Source organism: Streptomyces sp. DH12 (assembly GCF_020873895.1).
GTDB lineage: Bacteria > Actinomycetota > Actinomycetes > Streptomycetales > Streptomycetaceae > Streptomyces.
On the sequence record NZ_JAHWGT010000008.1, the window covers coordinates 199,105 to 222,922 of the forward strand.

Genomic DNA, 23,818 nt, shown 5'->3' on the forward strand with positions numbered 1-23,818 from the left:
CGGCGGCACCGTGGCGGTATCGCGACGAAGACACGCGCGACGAAGCGCAGGGAGGGGGCGCCCGTGGGCACGACCGCCGATGACGCCGCCACGGAGTTCCACGACTTCTTCGAGCGTCACCACGCCGAACTCGCCCGCCTCGCCCACCTGCTCACCGGCGAGGCGGACGCCGCCGACGACCTCGCCGCCGACGCGCTGCTCGCCCTGTGGCACCGCTGGGACCGGGTCCGCGCCGCACAGCACCCCGTGGCCTACGCGCGGGGCGTCGTCGCCAACCTCGCCCGCAGCCGCATCCGCAGCGCCGTACGCGAGCGCCGCCGCGTCGCGCTGTTCTGGTCGCAGCGCGCGGAGCACGTCGACGGCCCCGACGTCCCGGCCGTCCTGGACGTGCGCAGCGCCCTGCGCCGGCTGCCCTTCCGCAAGCGGGCCTGCGTGGTCCTGCGGCACGCCTTCGACCTGTCCGAGCGGGAGACCGCGCTGACCCTCGGCATCTCGGTCGGTACGGTGAAGAGCCAGACGTCGAAGGCCATGGCACAGCTGGAACAACTGCTCGGCCACGAGGCCGCCGCCTCGGAACTGGTCGGAGGAAGGAAGTAGTGGACGAGCTCCAGCGCGCACTGAAGGAGGCCGCGCGGTCCCACCGGCCCGACCGCGCCCGCATGCTCGCCCGGGTCGAGCGCGGCATGGCCGCCCAGCCCCCGGTACGCGCCCCCCGGCGTCCGCCGGGCCCCCGGTGGGCCAGGATCGCCGCGGCCACCGCCGCCGTCGCCGCGGTGGTCGCCGCCGGCGGGCTGACCGCGCGGGCCGTCCTGCACGAGGACCCGGCCCCCGCCCCGGTCGCCGTCCCGGCGCCCGACGACCCCGTCTCCCCGCCCGCCGGGCGCGCCGCGGACGGCTTCCTGCGGGGCGCGGCCGTCGTCGACCCGCACAGCAACCGCTACTGGGCCCAGTCCAACATCACCTTCAGCACCGCCACGGCCCTGCGCGAGCTCACCGTGGAACTGCGGGTCGCCCGGACCGGCGGGGTGGCGCCCACCGGCAACTGGCGCACCCTGCCCGCCGACGACTTCGCCGTCTCCACCCGCGAGGAGGCCGGCGCGCTGGTCTTCACGTGGACCCTGCGGCCCGGCCGGGGGGTCCCCGCCGGGCAGCACGTCTTCGCCGCCCAGTACAACCACGCCGAGGGCGGCCGCGACGCCCGCGGCGACCGGTACACGGTCACCGCCACCTCCACCGGCGGCGCGCGCGCCGCCGTCACCGGCGGCGTCACCGCGGCCGCCGGCACCCCGCGCTGACCCGGCCGGGCCGCCGCCCCCGTCGGCCGCGCGGACGGCGAGGGGATGCGTGAGCCCGGGGCGGGGACGACAATGGCGAGTGCCGGACGAACAAGGAGGCGGCATGAGTGAAGAGCCCGAAACGACCTCCAGGCCCCGGCAGGGGGGCGTCTCCCCGGACGCCATCCTGCACAGCGGCGCCGAAGGCGAGTTCACCGCCGAGGACCTGGTCCTCGCCTCCGGGCGCGACGTGAACCCGAAGAACATGGCCTGGGCCGAGCGCAGGCTCGCCGAGAAGGGCAAGGCCGCGCTCGACGAACTGCTCCCCTGACCCCTACCGCCCCGGGGGCCGTGCCGCGGCACCACCGCGACGCGGCCCCTCCACCACGCCCGCCCGCACCACCACGCCCGCCCGCACCGCCGGGCCCGCGCCCGCACCGCCGGGCCCGCGCCCGCACCGCCGGGCCCGCGCCCGCACGGACGGGGCCCCGTCCCTCAGCTCCTCCGGGACGTCCGCGTCACCGTCCGCCGCCCCCGTCGTCCTGCCGCCCGCCGCCGTCACCGTCGCGGCCGTCACCGTCGCGGTCGCCGCCGTCCACGGGTGTCCGCTCCAGCGGGCGCGTCGCCGGGCCCTCGACGACCCGCCCGTCCACGCCGAACCGCGACCCGTGGCACGGGCACTCCCAGGCGGTCTCCTCGTCGTTGAAGTGCACCACGCACCCCAGGTGCGTACAGCGGGCCGACACCGCGTGCAGCGCCCCCGCCTCGTCCCGGTGCACCGCCAGCAGCCGGCCCCCGACCCGCACCACCGCGCCCTGGCCCGGCCCCACCTCGTCCACCGAGTCGACGTACGCGCCGGGCGTCCGGTCGCCGACGAAGTGCTTGGCCACGTGCGCCTGGAGTTTCAGCATCGCCGGCACGTCCCGCGTCGGGTGCAGCCGCACCGGGTCGTACAGCGACGTCCACGCCGGTTCCCTGCCCCGGATGCGGTCCGACAGCAGCGAGCCCGCCATCACGCCGCCGCTCATGCCCCACCCGGCGAACCCGGTCGCCACGAAGACGTGCCGCGTCCCGGCGTGCAGCCGGCCCACGTAGGGCACCCGGTCCGTCGTCGAGTTGTCCTGCGCGGCCCACCGGTGGGTGAAGTCCACCTCGCCGAACCGCTCCCGCGCCCACCGCTCCAGCCGGGCGTACCGTTCGCCGACCTCGCCCTCCTCGGTGGTCCCCGGCGTGAACTGCTCGCCGGTCACGATCAGGGTGCGGAACCCCTCACGCCCCGAGGGCGCCGTCCGCACCGAGCGCGTACCGCCCTCGGAGGTCAGGAACACCCCGCCCGGGTCCCGGTCCGCCGGGACGGGGCCGGCCACCACCAGCTCGCGCTTCGGCTCCAGGCGGGTGAAGAGCAGCGACCGGTCGAACACCGGGTAGTGCGTCGCGACCACGACGTACTGGGCCACGATCGTGTGCCCCCGCTCGGTGGTCAGCTCGCACGGCGAGCCTTCCTTCAGCCGCGTCACCCGGGTGCGCTCGTAGATGCGCGCGCCGAGCCGCTCCATGTGCGCCGCGAGTCCCAGCAGGTACTTGCGCGGGTGGAACTGCGCCTGGCTCTCCAGACGCACCGCCCCGGCCACCGGGAACGGCAGCGAGGTCTCCGTCACGTACGAGGCGGGCAGCCCCGCCTCCAGCGCGGCGTCCGCCTCCGCCCGCAGCTCGCCGGTCCGCGCGGGGTCCTCCGTCCACGTGTACGCGGGGAGCCGCTCCAGGTCGCAGTCGATGCCCAGTTCCTCGCTGACCTCGGCGACCCGCTCCACGGCGAGCTGCTGCGAGTGCGCGTACAGGCGGGCGCCGCGCGCCCCGTGCACCTTCTTGACCTCGGCGTACACCTGGCCGTGCAGGGCCGACAGCTTCGCCGTCGTGTGGCCGGTCACGCCGGTGGCGATCCGGTCGGCCTCCAGCAGGACCACCGAGTGCCCCGCCCGGGCCAGCTCCCACGCCGTGCAGATGCCGGCGATGCCGCCGCCCACGACGGCGACCTCGGTCTCCACGGCCCCGTCGAGCGCCGGACGCGGCGGTCCCGGCGCGTACTCCAACCACAGCGAACCGGTAAGGGCGTCGTAGGCCATGAGCGCACTCCTCGTCGACGACCGGGCCGCCGTGCGGTCCCGGAAGATCCGAGGTACCCGGAGATCGCGCATGAAACCCCCGGAGCTGCGCACTCGTACCCCATGACGCACATCAACCCCGACCCCGACCCCGACCGCACGACCGGCCTGGACGCCGGCGGCGGCGTACCGCCCGGCGAGACCCCGCCGGCCGAGGGCAGCACGCCGGGGGCGGGCCCCCGGGAGACCTACAACCCGCCGACGGGCTGGGCCAAGGCCCCGCTCGCCATGATCCTGGTCATCGTCGTCCTGGTCGCCGCGCTCTTCGCGGTGATGGCGGTCATCATCGCCATGTGACCGCGCGGCCCGGACCGCCCCGCAGGCCGGCCCGCCCCGTACCGTCCGGCGTCGTGCGCCCCGGTCCCCGCGTCCTGCGGTCCGGGGCCCGACACCCGTACGGCTCCGTACGAACTTCGCAGACGGGGCGCCATACTGGACGGGCCGGGGAGGGCGGAGCGGACCGACGGGGGCGACAGCGGCGATGGCGGACACCAGGCTGATCCACGGCCGCTACCGGCTGCTGGAGGTGATCGGGCGCGGCGGCATGGGGGAGGTCTGGCGCGCCACCGACGAGTCGCTCGGGCGGCGCGTGGCCGTCAAGTGCCTCAAACCCCTCGGACCGCAGCACGACCCTGGCTCCGTCCGCGTCCTGCGCGAGCGCTTCCGCCGCGAGGCCCGCGTCGCGGCGTCGCTCCAGCACCGGGGCGTCACGGTGGTCCACGACTTCGGCGAGTGCGAGGGCGCCCCCTTCCTGGTCATGGAGCACCTGGAGGGCCGCAACCTCAGCCAGCTCCTGGAGGACAACAAGCACCATCCGCTGCCCGTGGACGATGTCGTCGACATCGCCGAACAGGTCGCCGACGCCCTCGCCTACACGCACCGGCAGGGCATCGTCCACCGCGACCTGAAGCCGGCGAACATCATGCGGCTCGCCGACGGCACGGTGAAGATCTGCGACTTCGGGATCGCGCGACTCGACGCGGGCCCCGGCAACTCCTCCCGCCTCACCAGCGGTGAGATCACCCTCGGCACACCGCACTACATGTCACCCGAGCAGATCGGCGGCGGCCGGGTCGACCACCGCAGCGACCTGTACTCGCTGGGCTGCGTGCTGTACGAGATCTCCACCGGCGTCCCGCCGTTCGACCAGGACGACGCGTGGGGGATCCTCGTGGGCCACCGCGACACCCCGCCGGAGCCGCCCCGTACGCACCGCGCGGAGCTGCCGGCGCCGTTCGAGCGGATCGTCCTCGACCTGCTCGCCAAGACGCCGGAGGCCCGACCCGCCGATGCCGGCGACGTGCGGCGCCGCATCACCGGCGCCCGCCGCGCCGCTCCGCCCGCAGCCGCACCGCACCCCGCGGTGCCACCGCAGCCGGCGCCACCGCACCCGGTGGCGCCGCCGCCCGCCCTCCCGGCACCGCGGCTCCCGGCGTGGACGCGCACCATGACCGCCGGCCGTACGGCGGCCGGCGCACCCCGCCCCCGACCTCCGTGGGACGAGGACCCGGCGACGGCGCTCACCGGCACGTGGACCACCGGCGCGGGCGGCCCGCCCGGCCCCGGCCCCACCGGCGCGGGCACGAGCACGGACACGGGCGCGGGCGGCGGGGACGGGAGCGGCCCGGCCGCCGCCGACACGGGCGGCGGCCCCTGGAGCGGCCCGCCCGCGGGTCCCGGCGCGCCCGGCGCGGGGGCGGACTGCGGCACGCACCGGTTGGCCCTCCCCCCGCCGCCCGGTCGACCGCCCCGCGGACCGGAGCCGTGGACGGCGCCTGCCGACCGGCACGGCGCCGCGCTGCACCTCGCCCGCCTCGGACGGTGGGCCGAGGCGGGCGAGGCGCACCGCGCCCTCGCCGCCGAACGCGAGCGGACCCTGGGCGCGGACCACCCCGACACCCTGGCCAGCCGCCACGAACGGGGCGTCGCCCTCAGCCGGGCCGGGCGCGTCGCCGCCGCGCTGCGCGAGCTGGACCGCGTCGCGGCGGCCCGGGAGCGCGTCCTGGGCCCGGACCACCCCGACACGCTGAGGACCCGTCAGGAGTCGGCGTACGCCCTCACCCGGCTCGGGCGCCACGCCGAGGCCCACGAGGCGCACGCCGCCGTACGCGCCGCCCGCGCCCGCGTCCTCGGCGCCGGCCACCCGGACACCGTGGCCGCGCTCCAGGAGGTCGCCCACGCGCTCGGCCGGCTGGGGCGCTGGGAGGAGGTGCTGGGCGCCTGCCGGGAGGTCGCCGCCGCGCGGGCCCGCGCACGGGGCGCGGACCACCCCGACACGCTCGCCGCCCGGTACGAGGTCGGCATCGCCCTCGGCCGCCTGGACCGGGGCCACGAGGCGCTGGAGCTCTACCGCGACCTGACGGCCGCCCGCAGCCGGGTCCAGGGACCGGAGCACCCCGAGACGCTGCGCGCCCGGCACGGCCTGGGCGTCAACCTCGGCCGGCTGGGCCGCTGGGGCGAGGCGCTGCGCGAAGCCCGCGACGTCGCCGCCGTCCGCGCCCGCGTGCTGGGTCCGGACCACCCGGACACGCTGGTCAGCGGCCGGGAGGTCGCCGTGTGCCTGGGGTGGCTGGGCCGCTGGGCCGAGGCGCTCGACGGCTACCGGCACGTGGCGGACGCCCGGGAGCGGGTCCTCGGGCCCGACCACCCGGACACGCTCGCCAGCCGCAACGACGAGGCGCAGTGCCTGGAGCAGCTGGGCCGGCACACCGAGGCCGTCGAGCTGCACCGGAGGGTCGCGGCCGCCCACCGCCGCCGCCCTCCCGGCTGACGTCCCGTCGCCCCGCGCCCCGCGCCCCGCGCCCCGCGCCCCGCGCCCCGCGCCCCGCGCCCCGCGCGGGCGCGGGGCGCGGGAAAAGGTTCGGGTGGGCACCCCCCGAAGGGACGCCCACCCGTGACCGTACGTCAGCCGTGTCAGCCGACGTGCCAGCAGGTGCCTTCGAACCCGGCGACGTGGACGTCGCCCGCCGAGAGGTGACCGCCGGACACCCAGCAGCCCTTGACGTCGTCCGAGTGGGCGGCGGCGGGGGCGGCCGTGAGGAAGCCGACAGCGAGCAGACCGGCCAGAGCGATCGAGATGCGCCGAAGCATGTTTCTCTCCTTCGAGTGTGGGGACTCGGCACGACTCTCCATCAGCCGCGAGCGCACCGCACGCCGGGACGGTCGACCGGGTGGTGCGGGCGCCGCCGACGCGCGAGGCCCCCGGTCCGGCCGTGCGCGACGGCGGACCGGGGACCTGAGGGCGGGGCGGGGCGGATCAGTGGCGCGGCGGCTCGCCGCCGTGCCCGCCACGGCGGCGGCCCAGCTGGTCCTTGAGCCGTTCCTGCGCGGTGTCGACGTGGCGGCTGTACTTGCCGCGGGTCCGGCGGTCGACCATGTCGCCGGCCTTGTCGACGCCCCTGCCGGCCTGCCCCTCGTGGCCCTTGAGCATGCTCTTGAGCTTGTCCATCATCGCCATGGGTCGTCCTCTCACCGAGTGACCCCCTGGCCACCAGTCTCCCCGCCCGCCCCGGCCCCCGCATCCGCGCGACGGACCGCCCCGCGGGCGACGGCCGTGGGGCCCCGCCCCCGGCCCCGGTCAGTCGGCCGACGCCACCCAGCCCCGCGCCTCGACGCGCGCCGCGTCCGCCGGCCGGGCCTCGTCGAACAGCGCGCGCTCCCCGTCCAGGACGCGCAACCGGTCCACGTACACGCCCCGCCCGACGTACCGTCCGTCCGTCGTGTACCGCCAGCGCAGCCGCACCGCACCGGAGCCGGACCAGGCCGACAGATCGGCCTCCGCCCGGTGCCACACCCGCCCCGACCAGCCCGACACCGCACCCCCCGGGTGCGTCGCCGGCTCCCCGCCCGGCGGCACGGTGGTGAACGGGACCGGCCGCCACCCCGCCTCCGGCGGACCGTCCGCCGCGGACGCCTCCAGCACCAGCGCGTCCGTGCCGGGTTCGGTGTCCCACCACAGGGCGCACCGCAGCCGCGCCCGCGCCGTGGCCGGCCGTACCGCGGGGAGGGTGAGCGTCGCCGTCGTGGCGGAGGCCATGCCGGAGAACCAGGCGGTACGGCCGTGGGCCGCCCGCACCGGCACCGCCCGCGCCAGCCGGTCGGCCACCGCGACGCGCGGCGCCGACCCCGAACGCCACGTGCGCACCGGGTGCACGGAGTTGCCCAGCAGCACCAGGAACGCGTCGGTCGTCGGGTCGAGGACCAGGCTCGTCCCGGTGAACCCGGTGTGCCCCGCCGAGCGGGGTGTCGCCATCGCCCCCATGTACCAGTGCTGGTACAGCTCGAAGCCGAGCCCGTGCTCGTCGCCGGGGAACGCGGTGTTGAAGTCGGTGAACAGCAGCTCGACGGAGTCCGGCCGCAGGATACGGGCGCGCCCGTACGCCCCGCCGTTCAGCAGCGTGCGGGCGAGGACGGCCAGGTCCCAGGCGCGGGAGAACACGCCCGCGTGCCCGGCGACCCCGCCGAACGCGTGCGCGTTCTCGTCGTGCACCTCGCCCCACACCAGCCCCCGGTCGAGCCCCGACCACGGGGGCCGGGCGTCCTCGGTCGCGGCGATGCGCGGCCGCCAGGAGGCCGGCGGGGTGAACCGGGTCCGGCGCATGCCGAGCGGCCCGGTGATCCGCTCCCGCAGCAGCGCGTCCAGCGGCCGCCCCGTCACCTCCTCCAGGAGCAGCTGCAGGGCGATCAGGTTGAGGTCCGAGTAGCGGTACAGCGTGCCCGGCACGTCGGTCGGGCGCTCCTCCCACAGCATCCGCAGCCTGCCCTCGCGGGTCGGCTCCCGGTACAGCGGCAGCCAGGCGCGCAACCCCGACGTGTGCGTCAGCAGCTGGCGGACGGTCACGTCGCCCTTGCCGCCGCCGCCGAACTCCGGCAGCCGCTCCGCGACCCGCCCCTCCAGTGCCAGCTCGCCGCGCTCCAGCAGCTGCACCACGAGCAGGGAGGTGAAGAGCTTGGTGAGGGACGCCAGGTCGAACACCGTCTCCTCGTGCATGCGGATCCGCCGCTCGGGCGGCAGCTCCACGCCCCGGTCCGCCGCCGCGTCGTACGCCGCGTAGCGCAGCGCGTACCCGGCCGCCCGGTGCAGGGCCACGGTGGTCCCGCGCCCGGCGAGGACGACCGCGCCCGCGTACCAGGGGTGGGTGGGGGAGGGGCCGAGGAACCGCTCCACGTCGTCGACGAGCCGGTCGAGGTGGTCCGGCAGCAGCCCGGCCCGCTCGGCCGTACCCCGCCGCAGCACCGGCCCGGCGCCGCCGCCGGGCGCGCCGCCCGCCCCGCGCGGGGGCACCTCGCCGGGTTCGGCCGCCGCGGCCCCCGGAACCGGACCGATCACCAGCGCACCTCCGAGTGCCAGTACCCCACCGCCGAAAGCCCGCCGTCCCATGCCGTGCCCGTCCGCCGGTCCACGTCCCATGCCCGCCCTCCCCGCCGAAGGAGACCTCCATCCGCGCGCGTACCGGGGAAACGTTCTTACCGCCGCACCGGCCCGTCAAGGAGGCGGGCGGGGCGGCCCCGCCGCCGCACCCGCCCGGGGACCGCCCCCGGGCGGCCCGCCGCCGTCCGGAGCAGTCACCGCGCCGACCGCGTGCGGCCCGCGCACCGCCCTGGCAGCGTGGCCGCATGGCCAAGGAGACGGACGCGGACCGGGACCACCCCGCGGACACCGACCGCCCCCCGGACACCGACGGCACCGCGGACGGGGCCGTCACGGCGCGCCCCTGGCGGGAGCGGACCACGTGGGTGCCGGCCGTCGCGGTGCTCGTCCTCGCGCTGTGCTGGGGCCGCGACCTGCCCGGCCCGGTCGTCGCGGCCGTGGGCCTCTGCCTCGCCGGGGCCGTGCTGTCGGCCGTCCACCACGCCGAGGTGGTCGCGCACCGGGTCGGCGAGCCGTTCGGCTCCCTCGTCCTCGCGGTGGCCGTGACGGTCATCGAGGTGGGCCTGATCGTCATGCTGATGGCCTCGGGCGGCGACGACGCGTCCACGTACGCCCGCGACACCGTCTTCGCCGCCGTGATGATCACCTGCAACGGCATCGTCGGCCTGTCCCTGCTCGTGGCGACCCTCCGGGGCGGCCGCGTGGCCGTCTTCAACGCCGAGGGCTCCGGCGGCGCCCTCGCCACGGTCACCACCCTGGCCACCACGGCGCTCGTGCTGCCCAGCTTCACCACCGGCAGCCGCGGCCCGGAGTTCACCGGGGCGCAGCTGGCCTTCGCCGCCGTGGCCTCACTCTGCCTCTACGGGCTCTTCGTCACCGTGCAGACCGTCCGCCACCGCGACTACTTCCTCCCGGTCGCCCGCACCGGGGAGCCGCCCGACGCGGCCGCCCACGCGGTGCCGCCCACCCGCGCCGCCACCTGGTGGAGCCTGGGCCTGCTGCTGGTGGCCCTGGTGGCCGTCGTCGGCCTCGCCAAGGTCGTCTCCCCGACGATCGAGTCCGGGGTGGAGACGGCCGGCCTGCCCACGGCCGTCGTCGGCGTCGTCATCGCCCTCATGGTGCTGCTGCCGGAGACCCTGGCGGCCGTGCGCGCGGCCCGCGGCGAACGCGTCCAGATCAGCCTCAACCTCGCCTACGGCTCCGCGATCGCCAGCATCGGCCTGACCGTGCCGGTGATCGCGCTCGCCTCCCTGTGGCTGTCCGGGCCCCTGGTGCTGGGGCTGGGCCCCGTGCACCTGGTGCTGCTGGCGCTCACCGCGGTGGTGAGCGCCCTGACCGTGGTGCCCGGACGCGCCACACTCCTGCAGAGCGGCGTCCACCTGCTGCTGTTCGCCGCCTTCGTCTTCCTTTCGTTCAACCCCTGACGGTCACTGCGCCACCCGCACCACCCGCAGGGCCGGGTCGCTGAGGATGTCCCGCTCGCAGAACCGCGCCGTCACCCACCGCTCCTGGGAGTACAGCCGCGTCTGGTCGGCGTGGTGCGGCGAGCCGGGGTCCGACGACTGCCCGTACGACAGCAGCGTCCGCGCCACCGGGCAGCGGCTGTCGTCCCAACCCACCGCCTGGACGTGGCTCGTGCCGTGCTGCACCTCCGTGTAGGCGCCGCGCGCGGCGTCCCACACGGGCACCGTCATGTTCCACACGCCCGTCCCCGTACCGCCGTGCACCGGGAACCGCTCCCCGCCGCGCACCACGTACTGGTGCTCGCCGAGGGGCGCGTCGAACGGCACGCCCGCCGTCCGCAGGTCGGCGACCGCGCCGCGCAGCGCCGTGGCGAAGCCGGGCGCCGCGGTGTTCAGGGACCGGGGCGTGCCCACGGGGTCGGCCGCGGAGAACGGCACCTTCCACCGGTCGGCTCCCGGCACCTCCCGCTGGAGGCGCAGCCAGAACCGGTCGAAGAGCAGCGCGCCCCGGCTCGTGGTGTCCGCCTTGCGGTCCCAGCGGGCGAGGGCCCCACACGCCGCGGGGTCGTCCGGCAGGGCCGCCGGGCAGGCCCGTACGACGTCGTCGAGCGTGAGGTCGGCGGCGGGCACGCGGTTGGCGAACTGCTGCCGCTGGAGGTCGGCCACGGTCAGCCCGCCCCGGCCGGCCATCGCGGCGACGTCCTCGACGGCGCCGCGCGTCCGCAGCGACCGCTCGGTCCCGATGTCGCCGAAGACCCGCTCGTACCGGGTGAACGGCCGGTCCGCGTTGGCCAGCCAGGCGCTGTCGTTGGAGTTCTCGGCGTACGCCGCGTCCCGGAGCACCGGCCAGCGCGACGGGCCCATGATGCCGGGCTGCACCGCGTCCCGGTCCCTTCCGAGGGCGCACGCGCCGCGCGACCCGTCGAGCACGGCGATACCCGTCGCCGGGTAGAGGGCCCGCCCCAGCGGCGTGGAGCAGCGCCCGGCCAGCTCGTCGGTGATCCTGGGCAGCACCTGCGCCTGCGCGTAGAACGTGCCGCCGTCGCGGTCGGCCGCCACGGTGTTGACCCACGGCAGGCCCTGCGTGCGGCGCAGCGTCCGCTCGACGTCCCGGGTGGAGCGCGCCTTGGCCAGACCGAGCGAGGTGTCCGCCATGCGGAGGTTCTCGGCGTTCGGGTCGTTCAGCGCGTACGCGGTGGTCGCCGTCCACGGCAGCGGGTCGCCGGCGAAGGCCGTGACGACCGGCCCGTACCGGGTCCACCACTGGGTGCGGGTGACCGGGGCACCGTCCGCGACCGGCACCGTGACGGTGCGGCGCACCATCCGCTCCGACCGGCCGTCCACCACGTACGCGGTGGGGTCGGCCGGGTCGAGGGCCAGCTGGTGGAGGTTGAAGGTGCGGCCGGTCGCCACGGTGTGGCTCCACGCCACCTTGTCGCTGAAGCCGATCTGCACGAGCGGCGCGCCGAGCAGCGAGGCGCCCTGGACGTTCAACTCGCCCGGGATCGTCTGCTGCGACTGCCAGAACCGCCGCCCGCCGTGCCACGGGTAGTGCGGGTTGCCCAGCAGGAGGCCCCGGCCGTTCGCCGTGGTGCCGCCGGCGAACGCGACGGCGTTGGACCCCATCGTCGCGTTCCGCTCGTCGAACATCTCGCGGGCCGCCTCGGCGAGGCGCCGCGCGTCGGGCGCCCGGCCCGCGGCGGGGCCCGCGGCGGGCGGGGCGGCGGCGGTGATGGCCTCCACGGCGGCCCCCTGGCCGCCGAGCACCGCGAGTGCGAACGTCCGCCGGGCGACGTCCAGGGAGGTCACCGGGCGCACCCACGGCTTGCCCGCGCACGCCGGGTCGGTCACCCGGTTCTTCGCCAGCCAGGCGTTGTACCCGGCCGCCCAGCCGCGCATCAGCTCCTTCTGCGCCCTGCTCGGACCGGCCGGCGCGGGCCGCTCCAGCAGCCGTTCGACGGTCCGCGCGTCCCGCACCCCGGTGAAGTACAGGTCGCTGGAGAGGTTCTTGCGGGCCGACGACAGCGATCCGTCCGGCGCGGCGTCCGGCCCGAAGTACCGCGACCGCTCACCCCGCACCGTGACGAACCCGTCCGCCAGGACGCACGCCTGGTCGGCGGCCTGCGCCCAGCCGGTGCCGAAGCCGAGCCCGGCGTAGTCCCGGGCCAGGATGTGCGGGATGCCGTACTCGGTGTAGCGGATGGTGGCCGACAGGCCGCCCGCCGAGGGGCGCTTGCCCTCGGCGGGTGCGGCGGCGGTGGCCGGAAGAGTGGTCGCGGCGGTCGCCAGTAACGCGGCGGCGGCCGGCAGCAGACGTCTCAACTGGTTACGGAAGAGCACCGTGCCTCCAACGGGGCTGCGGACGAGATCAGTTGGTCCATGCACTCATCCGCCGCGCCCCGCTGTCATCCTCCCTGGGGCGGATACGCCCTCCCTCCCGGGGACCCCTCGCCGCGGAGGTCCACGATCCGTTTGATCTTCCCCACCGACCGCTCCAGCGTCTCCGGTTCGACCACGTCGACCGCCACCGCCACGCCGATGCAGTCCTTCACCGCCGCCGCCACCTCCCGGGCGGCCTCGGCCCGCCGGTGCGGGGCCGTGCCGGGGCGGGCCTCGACCCGTACTGCCAGCGCGTCGAGCCGCCCCTCGCGCGTGAGCCGCAACTGGAAGTGCGGCGCCAGCCCGGGGGTGCGCAGGACGATCTCCTCGATCTGCGTCGGGAAGAGGTTCACCCCCCGCAGGATCACCATGTCGTCGCTGCGCCCGGTGACCTTCTCCATCCGCCGGAACGCGGGCCGCGCCGTGCCCGGCAGCAGCCGGGTCAGGTCGCGGGTCCGGTAGCGCACCAGCGGCATGGCCTCCTTGGTGAGGGAGGTGAACACGAGCTCCCCCCGCTCGCCGTCCGGCAGCACCTCGCCCGTCACCGGGTCGACGACCTCGGGGTAGAAGTGGTCCTCCCAGACGTGCAGCCCGTCCTTCGTCTCGACGCACTCCTGGGCGACGCCCGGGCCGATCACCTCGGAGAGCCCGTATATGTCGACCGCGTCGATCGCGCACCGCTCCTCGATCTCCCGCCGCATCTCCTCCGTCCACGGCTCCGCCCCGAAGATCCCCACCTTCAGCGACGTCGACCGCGGATCGACGCCCTGCCGCTCGAACTCGTCCAGCAGCGTCAGCATGTACGACGGCGTCACCATGATCACCTCGGGTGCGAAGTCCCGGATGAGCCTCACCTGGCGGGCCGTCATGCCGCCGGACGCGGGAACCACCGTGCAGCCCAGCCGCTCGGCCCCGCCGTGCGCGCCCAGCCCGCCGGTGAACAGGCCGTACCCGTACGCCACGTGCACCACCTGCCCCGGCCGGCCCCCGGCCGCGCGGATCGAGCGCGCCACCACGTCCGCCCACATGTCGAGGTCCCGCTCGGTGTAGCCGACCACCGTCGGCCGGCCGGTGGTCCCGCTCGACGCGTGGAGGCGCCGCACCCGCGACCGCTCCACGGCGAACATCCCGAACGGGTAGTGGTCCCGCAGGTCCGCCTTGGTGGTGAACGGGAAGCGGCCGAGGTCCGCCGGTGACGCGCAGTCCTCCGGCCGCACCCCGGCCGCGTCGAAGGACCGCCGGTAGAAGGGCACGTTCTCGTAGGCGTGCCGCAGGGTGGCGCGCAGCCGCTCCCGCTGCACCGCGGCGAGCTCGTCGCGGCTCATCCGCTCCCCGGCGTCCCGCAGGTCCTCCGCCATGTGGCCCCTCCTCCGTCGGCAACCGACCGTTCGGTCGCCCCGGATCACTTACCGCACCGCGCGGCGCCGGGGCAACCCCCGGAAGCCGCCCCACGGCGGGGGGAGGGCCGTCCGGGGCGCCCCCGCGGGTGCCGGCGGCGCCACCGGAGCGACTTCCGCGGTGCCCGATGCCCCCGATCCCGGGGAGGTGACCCGCCACGGCCCCGCCCCCACCCACCGGGCGGGCAGGCGGCCCACGGCCCCGAACAGCCCCGGCCACCCGTCTCCCCTGAGGGCCCCGCGCGCCCTTCCCCCGAACCGGTGAACCCCCCGGCCGGGACGGGCCGTCCGGACGGTGCGGCGCCCCGACCGCCCCGTCGCCCCACCCGCCGCGCGCGGGCCCCGGCCACGTACCATGGCCCCATGTCCTTCCTCCGCCGCCGCAGCCCCGCCACACCCGCGGGCCCGGACTTCGACGTCCTGGCCATGGACCCGGGCGACTGGCCCGGGAACCTGGGAGCCGGCCTGCTGCCCGCCCCCGACGGCAGCTGCCAGGGCGTCTTCCTCCGCTACGACCTCTTCGGCGGCCGCGGCCCCGCGATGATCATCGGCAACCTGCCGGAGGGCTCCCCGGCCCGGGACCTCGTGGAGGGGCAGATCCCCTTCGAGGTGGCCCAGCTCCTCGCGGCGCTGGACATGGACGACCACGTCGAGGTCGCCGAGACGGAGGACGTCCCGGTGATGCAGGGCGACAACCTCCTCATCGTGCGCCGGCTGAAGCTCACCGAGAGCCGGATCTCCTGCGTGCAGTTCGACCGCAGCGACAAGGTCCTCGTGACCATCGCGAGCTGGGACCGGCCGATCACGGACGACCTGTACGCGCTCCTCAAGCCCCTCCCCGCGGAACTCTTCCAGCAGGGCTGACCCCACGGGGGACCGAACCCATGGCAGTGACGGACGAGGCCCAGGCGAACGCCGGCGTGCGCGTCGACAGCTGGATCTGGGCGGTGCGCCTCACCAAGACGCGCTCGCAGGCGGCCACCGCCTGCCGCGCCGGTCATGTCCGCGTCAACGGCGACCGTGCCAAGCCGGCCCAGGCGGTCAAGCCGGGTGACGAGGTGCGCGTGTTCCACGCGGGCCGCGAGCGTGTCGTCGAGGTGCGGCGGACCTTGACCAAGCGGGTGGGGGCGCCGGTGGCGGCCGAGGCGTACACGGACCGCACGCCGGCCCCGCCGCCCCGCGAGCATGTCGCCCTGGCCGCCGTGCGCGACCGGGGCGCCGGCCGCCCCACCAAGCGGGAGCGCCGCGAACTGGACCAGCTCCGCGGCGCCCGCCGCCCGTAGACCACCGCCCCCGGACCCGCCGGAGGGCCGCGCCCCGGGAGCCGCCCCGGCTGGGTCCTGTCCGGAAAGCGGCGCCGTCTGCCCGGAGCGGCCCAGGCGGGACCTTCCGGACACCCCCTAGGGCGCGAGCAGCGCCGCGACCCGGGCCGCCGAGGTGCCGAGGCCGGTCGGCCCGGCCAGGGAGGGCGCCGCGGCCACGGCCTCGGCCCGGTCCTGGAGGAGGACCTCCTCCTGGTACCGCTTGCAGTCGCGGTGCCAGGTGTGGATGCCCGCCATCCAGTTCTCCAGCTCCCGCACGTACCCGTCGAGGACCGCGCGCGTCTCCTGGTCCAGCCCGAAGTCCTCGTACAGCACGGGGAACTCGTGCGCGGCGACGTGCTGGAACTGCCGCATCCGGGAGTTCATCAGCTCGCCGGTCATCGCGACGGCCGTCGGGTGGTCGACGTCGAAGAACCGCTGGACGACCAGCACGCAGTTGTGGATCTCGCCCTCGAACTCGATCTCCTTCTGGTACGAGTAGAGGTCGTTGAGCAGGGTGGCGAAGTCGATCGCCGCGTTCTCCAGGGACCGCACGGGGCCGCTGAGGTACACCTCGGGCGGCACGCGGTTGCCGTGACCGATCCGGCACAGGGCGATGGTCATGTCGGAGCCGAAGGTGGCGCGCCGCATCTCGATGTAGTCGACCGGGTCGGGGATGCGGTGGTGGGCCTGGTTGACCAGCTCCCACTCCCAGCTGTCGATCATGACGCAGACGGCGTCGCGGAACGCGGCCCGGTCCCGCTCCGCCATGGGGCCGACCGTCCGCGGCCACAGGTCGGCCAGTCCCCGTTCGAGAGCGTTCGCCGGCGCCGGGACGCCCGCCGCGGCGGCGTCCAGCGGCATGAGGGACTTCAGGCGGTCGTTCTGCGCCCGCGCCGATGCGAGGTCGCGGGTCCTGCCGTACACGACGGGGTACAGGTCGTCGCCGTAGGTGCCCCAGGCCAGCCAGTGGGAGGCGAGGTCCAGGTCGTCGGCGCTCGCCGTCGGGTGCAGTCCGGCCGCGCAGAGCGGCAGGTCGTACCCGGCGATCTTCCGCTCGTTCCAGACGCCGGAGCCCGGCTGTCCGGGCTGCTCGCGCAGGAAGCCCATCGCGCGGCCCCACTCGACGCACCGCGTCCGGGCGCCGTCGAGGTGCTGGTTGTGCGTGACCTGGAAGGGCATCTCGATGTGCGGCAGCAGGGAGGGGCCGACGCGCTGGAACGGCACGTGGGAGAAGCCGCGCCACCGGGCGGTCTCGGCGCGCGGCGTCAGCCGGATCGACGCGGCCGCCATGCCGAACGCGCCGCCGCCCGGGTCGGCGCCGACGGCTCCCTCGTTCATGTAGCGGCTGGAGCGCATGTGCCACTCGTGGCCGCCGGACTGCCAGTCCTGGAGGCCCTTGGCGTACGCCAGGACCGCGGCCGTCTCGCGGGGGTCGAGCCCCTTCTCGGCGCAGACGGGGGCGACCTCGGTGAGCGCCGTGTGCTCGAACTGCTGGAGCCGCGACGTCAGCAGGTCGTTGACGGCGTCCGCGGCCTCCTGCGTGGAGCAGCCGAGGAACCGCTCGAGTACGAGCACGCCGTTGCTGTTCTCGCCCTCGTCCTCGACCTCGCGCTGGTAGGAGAAGAGGTCGTTGCGCAGGTGGACGGCGTCGGAGAAGGCGTCGCGCAGCACGCGCAGGGGCCGCGACCCGGCCACGGCGGCCGGGACCTCGGCCCCGGCGGCGTACTCCACCAGCCCGGCGGACCAGGGGGCGCCGCCGACCTTGCGGCGCATCTCGATGTACTCGACGGGGTTGGCGACCCGCCCTTCGTCGATGTTGGACAGCTCCCACAGGGACTCGTTGAGGAGGTTCTCGGTCGCCACCGAGAACCGCTCCCGCCACGCCGACGACATGGCCGGTACGGTGCGCGCCCACAGGTCGGCGAGGCCCGCCTCGACCGGGTTCTCCGGCTCGGGCACGGGCGCCGACAGGTCCGTCGGCATGAACGCCGGCAGCCGGTCCAGGTACGCCTTGCCGCCCTCGCGGTCCAGGGTCCGCTTGAAGGTCTCCAGGAAGTGGTCGTCGAAGAAGAAGACCCACACGTACCAGTCGGTGACCAGCGACAGCGCCTCCGCGTCGCAGTCGGGGTGGGTGTACGCGCACAGCAGCGCGTAGTCGTGGGCGTCCAGGTCGCCTTGGTCCCAGATGCCGGAGCCCTCCAGCATCCCCATGCGCCGGGCCCACTCCCGGGTGTGCACGCGGGCCGCGTCCACATGGGGGTTGAGGCGTGCCGGGTACGGCACGTAGAAGTCCGGGAGTGTGAACGGCTGTGCCATGCGTGTCATGCCTTTCGATGTACGTAGCCCTGCCGCGCGAGGCCCTACCCCTGTCACGGGCGCCCCACGCGAAACGCGCGTTAGTCGTATGAACGCCGACATCGGGGTGAAGGTCACGATGCGGCCGGGTCCAGCATGGGTCCGAGGGACGCCGACACCCGGCGGGACGCTCCGGCCGCCCACCACCCCGCCGCGACTCCGCCCATCCCACCCACATCCCCGCCCCGCACCATCCGCCGAGCTCCCGGACGCGCGGCGGCGCGCCGTGGGTCCGGTGGTGGGGGTCACCGGGCCCACGGCGCGCCGTCCGCGCGCGGTCGCGGTCTCAGCGTGTGCCGACCGCCGCCCGCACGGCCCGCCGCGCCAACGCGCAGTCGTCGTGCAGCCGCCGCAGCAGCAGCCGCTGCTCCTCCCCGGGGGACACCGCCCCGGGCTGGACCGGGATCGAGCCGACCGGCGGTGCCTCCCGCATGGTGCGCTGCACCGCCGTCTCGTACGTCCGTATTTCCCGCGTCAGCACGAGCATCAGGTTCACGAGGAACGCGTCGCGCGCCGCCGGTCCGGCCGCCTGGGCGTGCTGGCTGATCTGGCGTCGCGCCACCGGCGCGTCACCGAGCACGGCCCACAGGGTCGCCAGGTCGTAGCCGGGCAGGTACCAGCCGGCGTGCTCCCAGTCGACGAGCACGGGGCCGGCCGGCGACAGCAGCATGTTCGACAGCAGCGCGTCCCCGTGGCAGAACTGCCCCATGCCCTGCCGACCGCCGGCCTGCGCGAGGCCGTGGAGCAGTTTCTGCAGGTCGTCGCGGTCCCGGTCGGTGAAGAGCCCCAGCTCGTGGTAGCGCGAGATCCGCGAGGCGTAGTCGAGGGGAGCGTCGAACGTCCCGGCCGGCGGCCGCCACGCGTTGAGCCGGGCGACCGCGCCGAGCACCGCGCGGATGTCCGCCCGCGGCGGTGCCTCGACGGGGTGGCGGCTCAGGGCGGCCGCCCGCCCGGGCATCCGCTCGATGACGAGGGTGCCGTTGTCCGGGTCCGCCGCGATCAGCCGGGGAGCGCGCACCGGCGGGCGGTGCCGCACGAAGGTGCGGTACGCGGCGATCTCGTGCTGGAACCGCTCGACCCACACGGGGGAGTGGTCCAGCAGGCACTTCGCCACCGCCGTGGCGCGCCCGGTGGTGCCGACGAGCAGGACGGAGCGTCCGCTGCGCCGCATCACCTGCACCGGGTTGAACTCGGGGCAGATGCGGTGGACCGACGCGATGGCCTTCCGCAACTGGGCCCCCTGGGGACCGGAGAGGTCGATCCTCCCGCTGAGCGGGCCGGTCACCGTCCCCGCCCAGCGCCTGGCCCGGCCCGCCTGGGCGGGGCCCAGGTAGGGTCCGCCGCCGACCGGGACGGTGCGGGGCCGGGGCGGGGCGGACACGGAGGACGATGCTGTGTACATGGGCGAGACAGATCCCTTCGTGTGCCGACGACTGCGTACGCTGCCCCGTCCCGCCGCCGGTCGACACCCTGGGGAATGAGGGCCGTCGCCGGGACGGGGTGGCGCTTTCCTACCTGACACCCGTCCGCGGGTGGCTAACCATCTTGCGCACCCTGGCGAACCCTGGCGAATAGTCGCCACCCCCATGGCGGCGGGCTACTGTCAACTCAGCCGAGAACCTGGGGGCTTGACGTGACAGGACAACCCAACACCCGCCTCTGCGACCTGTTCGGCCTCGCCGGCTGGTCCAAGGGCGAACTCGCGCGGCTGGTGAACCGGCAGGCGGCGGCCATGGGCCACCCGCAGCTGGCCACGGACACCTCGCGGGTGCGGCGCTGGATCGACATGGGGGAGATCCCCCGCGATCCGGTGCCGAGGGTGCTGGCGGCCCTGTTCACCGAGCGACTCGGCCGTGTCGTGACCATCGAGGACCTCGGGTTCGTACGGCACGGGCGCGCCGGGAAACGGCGGGACGTCAGGCAGGAAGACAACCCCGACCAGCTGCCCTGGGCGCCCGAACGCACGGCCACGGTCCTCACCGAATTCACGGGAATGGACCTCATGCTCAACCGACGCGGCTTGGTGGGCGCGGGTGCCGCGCTCACCGCGGGCTCCGCCATCTCCGGCGCCATGCACGACTGGCTCCGGACCGACCCCCGGAAGACCGACACCCCCGGCACCGGCCTGCCCGACCCCCTGCACGCCGACCCCGCCGGACACGACCGCTACGAGGCCGCCCCCATCGGGTGGCAGGAGATCGACGAACTGGAGACGTCCGTCGAGGTGTTCCGCGCCTGGGACGCCGCCAGAGGCGGGGGCCTCCAGCGCAAGGCCGTCGTCGGCCAGCTCAACGAGGTCGGCGGGATGCTCGCCTACCACCACTCCGAGCCGATCCAGCGGCGCCTGTGGGGCGTCGCCGCCAACCTCGCCGTCCTCGCGGGCTGGATGTCCCACGACGTCGGGCTGGAACCGACGGCGCAGAAGTACTTCATCATCGCCGCGCACGCCGCCCGCGAGGGCGGCGACCTGCCCCGCGCGGGGGAGGCCCTGTCCCGCGCCGCCCGGCAGATGGTCCACCTCGGCCGTCCGGACGAGGCGCTGGACCTGATGCAGCTCGCCAAGGCCGGTTCGGGTGAGCGGGTCCTGCCCCGTACGCGGGCGATGCTGCACACCATCGAGGCGTGGGCCCAGGCCGCCATGGGCCGCGGCCAGGCCATGCGGCGCACCCTCGGCGAGGCGGAGGACCTGTTCGTCTCCGACCAGGGCGACGTGCCGCTGCCGAGCTGGATGCAGACCTTCAAGAGCGAGGACCTGTACGGCATGCAGGCGCTCGCCTACCGGACGCTCGCGGAGCACGAGCCGGCCGCGGCGAAACAGGCGCAGTACTACGCGCAGAAGGCCATGGAGCTGCGCGTCGACCACCGCAAACGGTCGCTCATCTTCGACCACCTGTCCATGGCGTCGGCCTGCTTCATCGCCGACGACCCGGAGCAGGCCGACCGGTACGCGCGTCTCGCCCTGTCGGCGATGGGCGCGAACTCCTCGCAGCGCACGTGGGACCGGCTCCGCGAGATGTACCGGCTCACGGGGCGGTACGCGGGCTACGCCAAGATCAAGGAACTGCGGGAGCGCATCGAGGTGGCCCTCCCGAAGGACCAGGCCAGGAAGCTGGGTCCACGGGCCGTCTGACCGGGGCGGCCACCGGCCCGTGCCCCTCGGCCACCGGCCCGCTGCTTCCGGCCACCGGCCCGCTCCCGCCGGCCACCGCTCCGTTCCCGCCGCCCGTCCGCACCTCCGCCACCGCGGCCGCGCGCCGTCCCCGCCCCGGGGGCGCGGCCGACTACGACGGGTCGCCGATCCTGGCGACCACGACACAGGCGTCGTCCACCCGCTCGGTGTCACCGAACTCCTCGACCACCGCCCGCACGCACTCCCGCGCGTCACGCGCGCGGGCGAACCGCGGGGCCAGCCCCAGCAGGCGCTCCGTGCCCGGCGCGTCCCGGCCGGGTGCGGCCGTCTGGCCGGTGAGCCCGTCGGTGGGGAGCAGCAGCACGTCTCCGGGGCGCAGCCGGGCCTCGGCCTGCTCGTACGCGGCGCCCGAAGCCGTCGCGCCCAGCAGAATGCCCTCCGGCCCGGTCAGCGCGCACCCCGTCCCGTCACGGAACAGCAGCGGGGCGGGGTGTCCGGCGCGCGCCCACCGCAGCGTCCGCGTCGCCGGTGCGTAGCGGCAGCACAGCGCGCCGGCGAGCGCGGGCTGGGCCGAGGACTCCATCAGCCGGTTCACATGGCCGAGGAGCGGCCCCGGCTCGACGCCGGCGACGGCCAGTCCGCGCAGCGCCCCGAGGAGCATCGCCGTGGCGGAGGTCGCGAGGACGCCGTGGCCCGTGAGGTCGCCGACGGACAGCAGGACGTCCCCGTCGGGCAGCTCCAGCGCGTCGTACCAGTCGCCGCCGATGCGGCTGCTGCTGCCGGAGGGGAGGTAGTGGCCGGCGAGGTCCAGCGGGGCGGGGGCGTCGCCGGCGGGCGGCAGGGGGCCGCGCCACGGCGGCAGGACCGCCTCCTGGAGCTCCACCGCCGCGCGGTGCTCGGCCCGTTCGGCCTCCTGGCGGCGGCGCAGCGAGTCGCCCGACTCGCGGACCGCGCGCTCGCTGCGGCGCAGTTCGCTGACGTCCCGCAGGACGGCCCACATGGACGCCGTACGGCCGTCGCCGTCGAGCACCGGCTCGCCGACCATGTGCAGGGTGCGCACGCGGCCGTCGGAGCGGACGACGCGGAACTCCCCGTCGATGGGCTTGCCGTCGACGAGGCAGCCCGTCACCAGCTGGGTGAGCCGGGGCTGGTCCTCGGCGAACACCACCGACGGCAGCTCGTCGAGCGACATCGGGCCCGCCGCGGGCGGGCGGCCGAAGATGGCGAACAGCTCGTCGGACCACTGGGCCTCGTCCGTCAGGAGGTTCCACTCGGCGCTGCCGACACGGCTCAGCAGGGAGCCGGTGGCCGCCTCCCCCGACGGGCGGCCGTCACGGGCGCTCGCGCCGGTGCGGCCGGCCGCGGCGGGCGGGGGCGCGAGCTGCTCGGGCACGCCGTCCCTGAGCTGACCGAGGTGGGCGCGCAGGTCGTCGAGCTGGTGGACGGCCAGGTCGCACAGGGCGCGCTCCCAGCGGTGCCGGGGGTCGTCCTCGTCGACCGCGGCGTCCCGCCGCACGGCGTCCACCTCGCCGCGCAGACGGCGCGTCTGCGAGATGAGGGCGTCCACCGCGCCGCGCTGCGGCGGCTGCGGGCTGGGACGGTCCGCGAAGAGGGGGGACGGCATCTGGTACTCCGATACGGGCGCGGTGGCCGGAGCCTGGAGGGCAAGGACCGGCTATCGACTTTGGCACAGCTCAGGACCGGTCGTAAGGGATTTCCCCACACTCGATCCGGTGGTGCTCACGGCATATGCCGGCGGCCAGAAGGGTTCCGGCCACACCGGCCGGATCCCTCGGTGCGGGCCCCCGGATCGCCCTTCGGCTCCCGGCCGCGACCCGCCGCGCCACCGGAGGTGAACCGGCGCGAACCGGGTACCCGGCACCCCCGGGGCGCGCGTCCGCGCGCCTCGGCGGAGCAGGACGGAGGGACCCAGCCGTGACCGCACCCCAGGGAAAGAGGATCGTCGTCACCGGCGCGACCGGGAACGTCGGCACGAGCGTCGTCACCGCGCTCACCGCGGACGACCGGGTCGCGTCCGTCCTCGGACTCGCCCGCCGGCGCCCCGAGTGGTCGCCGCCCCGCACCGAGTGGGCGCGGGCCGACATCGAGAAGGACGGCGACGCGGAGCTCGCCGAGCTCCTCGCCGGCGCCGCCGCCGTGATCCATCTGGCCTGGGCCTTCCAGCCGACCCACGACCCGCTGGCCACCTGGCGCACCAACGTCCTGGGCGGCATGCGGGTCTTCCGCGCGGTCGCCGCCGCGGGCGTCCCGGCGCTGGTGTACGCCTCGTCCGTCGGGGCCTACTCGCCGGGGCCGAAGGACCGGTACGTCGACGAGTCGTGGCCCACGCACGGCTGGCCGGAGGCGGCGTACAGCCGCGAGAAGGCGTACCTGGAACGCGCGCTGGACGGCTTCGAGGCACGCCACCCGGAGATCCGCGTGGTCCGCCTCCGCCCCGCGTTCCTCTTCAAGGAGGAGGCGGCGGTCGAGCAGCTGCGCATCTTCGCGGGGCCCTGGGTGCCCGGCCGGCTCGCGAGCCCGCGCTTCCTGCCGGTCGTGCCCGACGTCGAGGGCCTGCGCTTCCAGGCCCTGCACACCGACGACGCCGCCGACGCCTACCGCCGGGCGGCCCTCGACGAGGACGCCCGCGGCGCGTTCAACCTCGCGGCCGAGCCGCCCGTGGGCCCGGACGAGCTCGCCGCCCTCCTCGACGCCCGCGTGGTCCGCCTGCCGCGCCCCGCCGTCCGCGCCGCGCTGGCCGCCGCGTGGCGGCTGCGCCTGGCGCGGTCCTCGCCGCAGCTGTTCGACGCGTTCCTGCGGCTGCCGCTCATGGACGCCTCCCGCGCCCGCGAAGAGCTGGGCTGGCAGCCCCGCCACACGGCCCTGGAGGCGGTCGAGGCGCTGCTGCGGGGCCTGCGCGAGGGGACCGGCATGGCGACGGCGCCCCTGCACGGACGCGGGAGCCGCTGACCCGCCGGCCCGG

19 protein-coding genes are annotated in these 23,818 nt (G+C 75.9%); 10 read left to right on the forward strand and 9 right to left on the reverse strand.

The annotated features are described in order from the left end of the window. The first annotated feature begins 63 nt into the window (after positions 1–63). The 3 genes from LPA54_RS09955 to LPA54_RS09965 all read left to right on the forward strand — a co-directional run bounded on the left by LPA54_RS09955 (position 64) and on the right by LPA54_RS09965 (position 1,605). Positions 64–597, forward strand: a complete 534-nt coding sequence (locus LPA54_RS09955) for a SigE family RNA polymerase sigma factor (RefSeq protein WP_228975922.1) — start codon at positions 64–66, stop codon at positions 595–597. Continuing rightward, entirely contained in the window at positions 597–1,295 is a 699-nt protein-coding gene (locus LPA54_RS09960) for a hypothetical protein (RefSeq protein WP_228975924.1), read from the forward strand. Before LPA54_RS09955 ends, LPA54_RS09960 begins: the two co-directional genes overlap by 1 nt. A gap of 103 nt (positions 1,296–1,398) precedes the next feature. Next, positions 1,399–1,605, forward strand: coding sequence for a hypothetical protein (locus LPA54_RS09965; RefSeq protein ID WP_228975926.1), 207 nt, complete (start codon positions 1,399–1,401; stop codon positions 1,603–1,605). Between the two features lie 187 nt (positions 1,606–1,792). Here LPA54_RS09965 and LPA54_RS09970 read toward each other — a convergent pair whose 3' ends face one another. Beyond that, on the reverse strand, positions 1,793–3,397 hold the full coding sequence (locus LPA54_RS09970) for an FAD-dependent oxidoreductase (RefSeq protein ID WP_228975928.1): 1,605 nt from the start codon (positions 3,395–3,397) through the stop codon (positions 1,793–1,795). A gap of 102 nt (positions 3,398–3,499) precedes the next feature. Between LPA54_RS09970 and LPA54_RS09975 the strand changes: the two genes are divergently transcribed. Together LPA54_RS09975 and LPA54_RS09980 are read left to right on the forward strand one after the other, a co-directional pair. Further along, positions 3,500–3,733, forward strand: coding sequence for a DUF6480 family protein (locus LPA54_RS09975; protein WP_228975930.1), 234 nt, complete (start codon positions 3,500–3,502; stop codon positions 3,731–3,733). Between the two features lie 184 nt (positions 3,734–3,917). Next, entirely contained in the window at positions 3,918–6,206 is a 2,289-nt protein-coding gene (locus LPA54_RS09980) for a serine/threonine-protein kinase (RefSeq protein ID WP_228975932.1), read from the forward strand. A 143-nt stretch (positions 6,207–6,349) separates the two neighbouring features. Here LPA54_RS09980 and LPA54_RS09985 read toward each other — a convergent pair whose 3' ends face one another. From LPA54_RS09985 to LPA54_RS09995, 3 genes are all read right to left on the reverse strand, one after another. Then, the gene (locus LPA54_RS09985; RefSeq protein WP_228975933.1) at positions 6,350–6,526 is read right to left on the reverse strand and encodes a hypothetical protein; all 177 of its coding nucleotides are present in this window, start codon (positions 6,524–6,526) and stop codon (positions 6,350–6,352) included. A 166-nt stretch (positions 6,527–6,692) separates the two neighbouring features. Then, entirely contained in the window at positions 6,693–6,893 is a 201-nt protein-coding gene (locus LPA54_RS09990) for an antitoxin (RefSeq protein ID WP_228975936.1), read from the reverse strand. 120 nt (positions 6,894–7,013) lie between these two features. Next, complete coding sequence (locus LPA54_RS09995; RefSeq protein WP_228975938.1) at positions 7,014–8,846, reverse strand: serine hydrolase; 1,833 nt, start codon at positions 8,844–8,846, stop codon at positions 7,014–7,016. Between the two features lie 206 nt (positions 8,847–9,052). On the opposite strand from LPA54_RS09995, the gene LPA54_RS10000 reads away from it, so the two are divergent. Further along, entirely contained in the window at positions 9,053–10,231 is a 1,179-nt protein-coding gene (locus LPA54_RS10000) for a calcium:proton antiporter (RefSeq protein ID WP_228975941.1), read from the forward strand. A 3-nt stretch (positions 10,232–10,234) separates the two neighbouring features. On the opposite strand, the gene LPA54_RS10005 is transcribed toward LPA54_RS10000, so the two are convergent. Continuing rightward, positions 10,235–12,610 carry a penicillin acylase family protein gene (locus LPA54_RS10005; RefSeq protein ID WP_228975943.1) on the reverse strand — a complete coding sequence of 792 codons (2,376 nt, stop codon included), beginning with the start codon at positions 12,608–12,610 and terminating at the stop codon, positions 10,235–10,237. Between the two features lie 65 nt (positions 12,611–12,675). Further along, positions 12,676–14,007, reverse strand: coding sequence for a phenylacetate--CoA ligase PaaK (paaK, locus tag LPA54_RS10010; protein WP_228975945.1), 1,332 nt, complete (start codon positions 14,005–14,007; stop codon positions 12,676–12,678). A gap of 402 nt (positions 14,008–14,409) precedes the next feature. On the opposite strand from paaK, the gene LPA54_RS10015 reads away from it, so the two are divergent. Further along, positions 14,410–14,910: a hypothetical protein gene (locus LPA54_RS10015; protein ID WP_228975947.1), complete on the forward strand. Its 501-nt coding sequence runs from the start codon at positions 14,410–14,412 to the stop codon at positions 14,908–14,910. 20 nt (positions 14,911–14,930) lie between these two features. Continuing rightward, on the forward strand, positions 14,931–15,329 hold the full coding sequence (locus LPA54_RS10020; RefSeq protein ID WP_228975948.1) for an RNA-binding S4 domain-containing protein: 399 nt from the start codon (positions 14,931–14,933) through the stop codon (positions 15,327–15,329). A gap of 117 nt (positions 15,330–15,446) precedes the next feature. On the opposite strand, the gene LPA54_RS10025 is transcribed toward LPA54_RS10020, so the two are convergent. Next, complete coding sequence (locus tag LPA54_RS10025; RefSeq protein WP_228976000.1) at positions 15,447–17,666, reverse strand: terpene synthase family protein; 2,220 nt, start codon at positions 17,664–17,666, stop codon at positions 15,447–15,449. A 325-nt stretch (positions 17,667–17,991) separates the two neighbouring features. Next, positions 17,992–19,107 carry an aminoglycoside phosphotransferase family protein gene (locus LPA54_RS10030; RefSeq protein WP_228975950.1) on the reverse strand — a complete coding sequence of 372 codons (1,116 nt, stop codon included), beginning with the start codon at positions 19,105–19,107 and terminating at the stop codon, positions 17,992–17,994. Positions 19,108–19,338: 231 nt separating this feature from the next. Between LPA54_RS10030 and LPA54_RS10035 the strand changes: the two genes are divergently transcribed. Next, on the forward strand, positions 19,339–20,835 hold the full coding sequence (locus LPA54_RS10035) for a hypothetical protein (protein WP_228975952.1): 1,497 nt from the start codon (positions 19,339–19,341) through the stop codon (positions 20,833–20,835). A gap of 151 nt (positions 20,836–20,986) precedes the next feature. Here the strand turns inward: LPA54_RS10035 and LPA54_RS10040 are convergent, their stop codons facing one another. After that, positions 20,987–22,459, reverse strand: a complete 1,473-nt coding sequence (locus LPA54_RS10040; protein WP_228975954.1) for a PP2C family protein-serine/threonine phosphatase — start codon at positions 22,457–22,459, stop codon at positions 20,987–20,989. A 311-nt stretch (positions 22,460–22,770) separates the two neighbouring features. On the opposite strand from LPA54_RS10040, the gene LPA54_RS10045 reads away from it, so the two are divergent. Further along, the gene (locus LPA54_RS10045; RefSeq protein WP_228975956.1) at positions 22,771–23,805 is read left to right on the forward strand and encodes an NAD-dependent epimerase/dehydratase family protein; all 1,035 of its coding nucleotides are present in this window, start codon (positions 22,771–22,773) and stop codon (positions 23,803–23,805) included. The last annotated feature ends 13 nt before the right edge of the window (positions 23,806–23,818 follow it).

Coding starts and splice junctions, on each gene's coding strand:
- LPA54_RS09970 (WP_228975928.1), bottom strand. CDS start 3,397: ATGGCCTACGACGCCCTTACCGGTTCGCTGTGGTTGGAGTACGCGCCG.
- LPA54_RS09980 (WP_228975932.1), top strand. CDS start 3,918: ATGGCGGACACCAGGCTGATCCACGGCCGCTACCGGCTGCTGGAGGTG.
- LPA54_RS10040 (WP_228975954.1), bottom strand. CDS start 22,459: ATGCCGTCCCCCCTCTTCGCGGACCGTCCCAGCCCGCAGCCGCCGCAG.
- LPA54_RS10020 (WP_228975948.1), top strand. CDS start 14,931: ATGGCAGTGACGGACGAGGCCCAGGCGAACGCCGGCGTGCGCGTCGAC.
- LPA54_RS09995 (WP_228975938.1), bottom strand. CDS start 8,846: ATGGGACGTGGACCGGCGGACGGGCACGGCATGGGACGGCGGGCTTTC.
- LPA54_RS10015 (WP_228975947.1), top strand. CDS start 14,410: ATGTCCTTCCTCCGCCGCCGCAGCCCCGCCACACCCGCGGGCCCGGAC.
- LPA54_RS10000 (WP_228975941.1), top strand. CDS start 9,053: ATGGCCAAGGAGACGGACGCGGACCGGGACCACCCCGCGGACACCGAC.
- LPA54_RS09965 (WP_228975926.1), top strand. CDS start 1,399: ATGAGTGAAGAGCCCGAAACGACCTCCAGGCCCCGGCAGGGGGGCGTC.
- LPA54_RS09975 (WP_228975930.1), top strand. CDS start 3,500: ATGACGCACATCAACCCCGACCCCGACCCCGACCGCACGACCGGCCTG.
- LPA54_RS09990 (WP_228975936.1), bottom strand. CDS start 6,893: ATGGCGATGATGGACAAGCTCAAGAGCATGCTCAAGGGCCACGAGGGG.
- LPA54_RS10030 (WP_228975950.1), bottom strand. CDS start 19,107: ATGTACACAGCATCGTCCTCCGTGTCCGCCCCGCCCCGGCCCCGCACC.
- LPA54_RS09985 (WP_228975933.1), bottom strand. CDS start 6,526: ATGCTTCGGCGCATCTCGATCGCTCTGGCCGGTCTGCTCGCTGTCGGC.
- LPA54_RS10025 (WP_228976000.1), bottom strand. CDS start 17,666: ATGGCACAGCCGTTCACACTCCCGGACTTCTACGTGCCGTACCCGGCA.
- paaK (WP_228975945.1), bottom strand. CDS start 14,007: ATGGCGGAGGACCTGCGGGACGCCGGGGAGCGGATGAGCCGCGACGAG.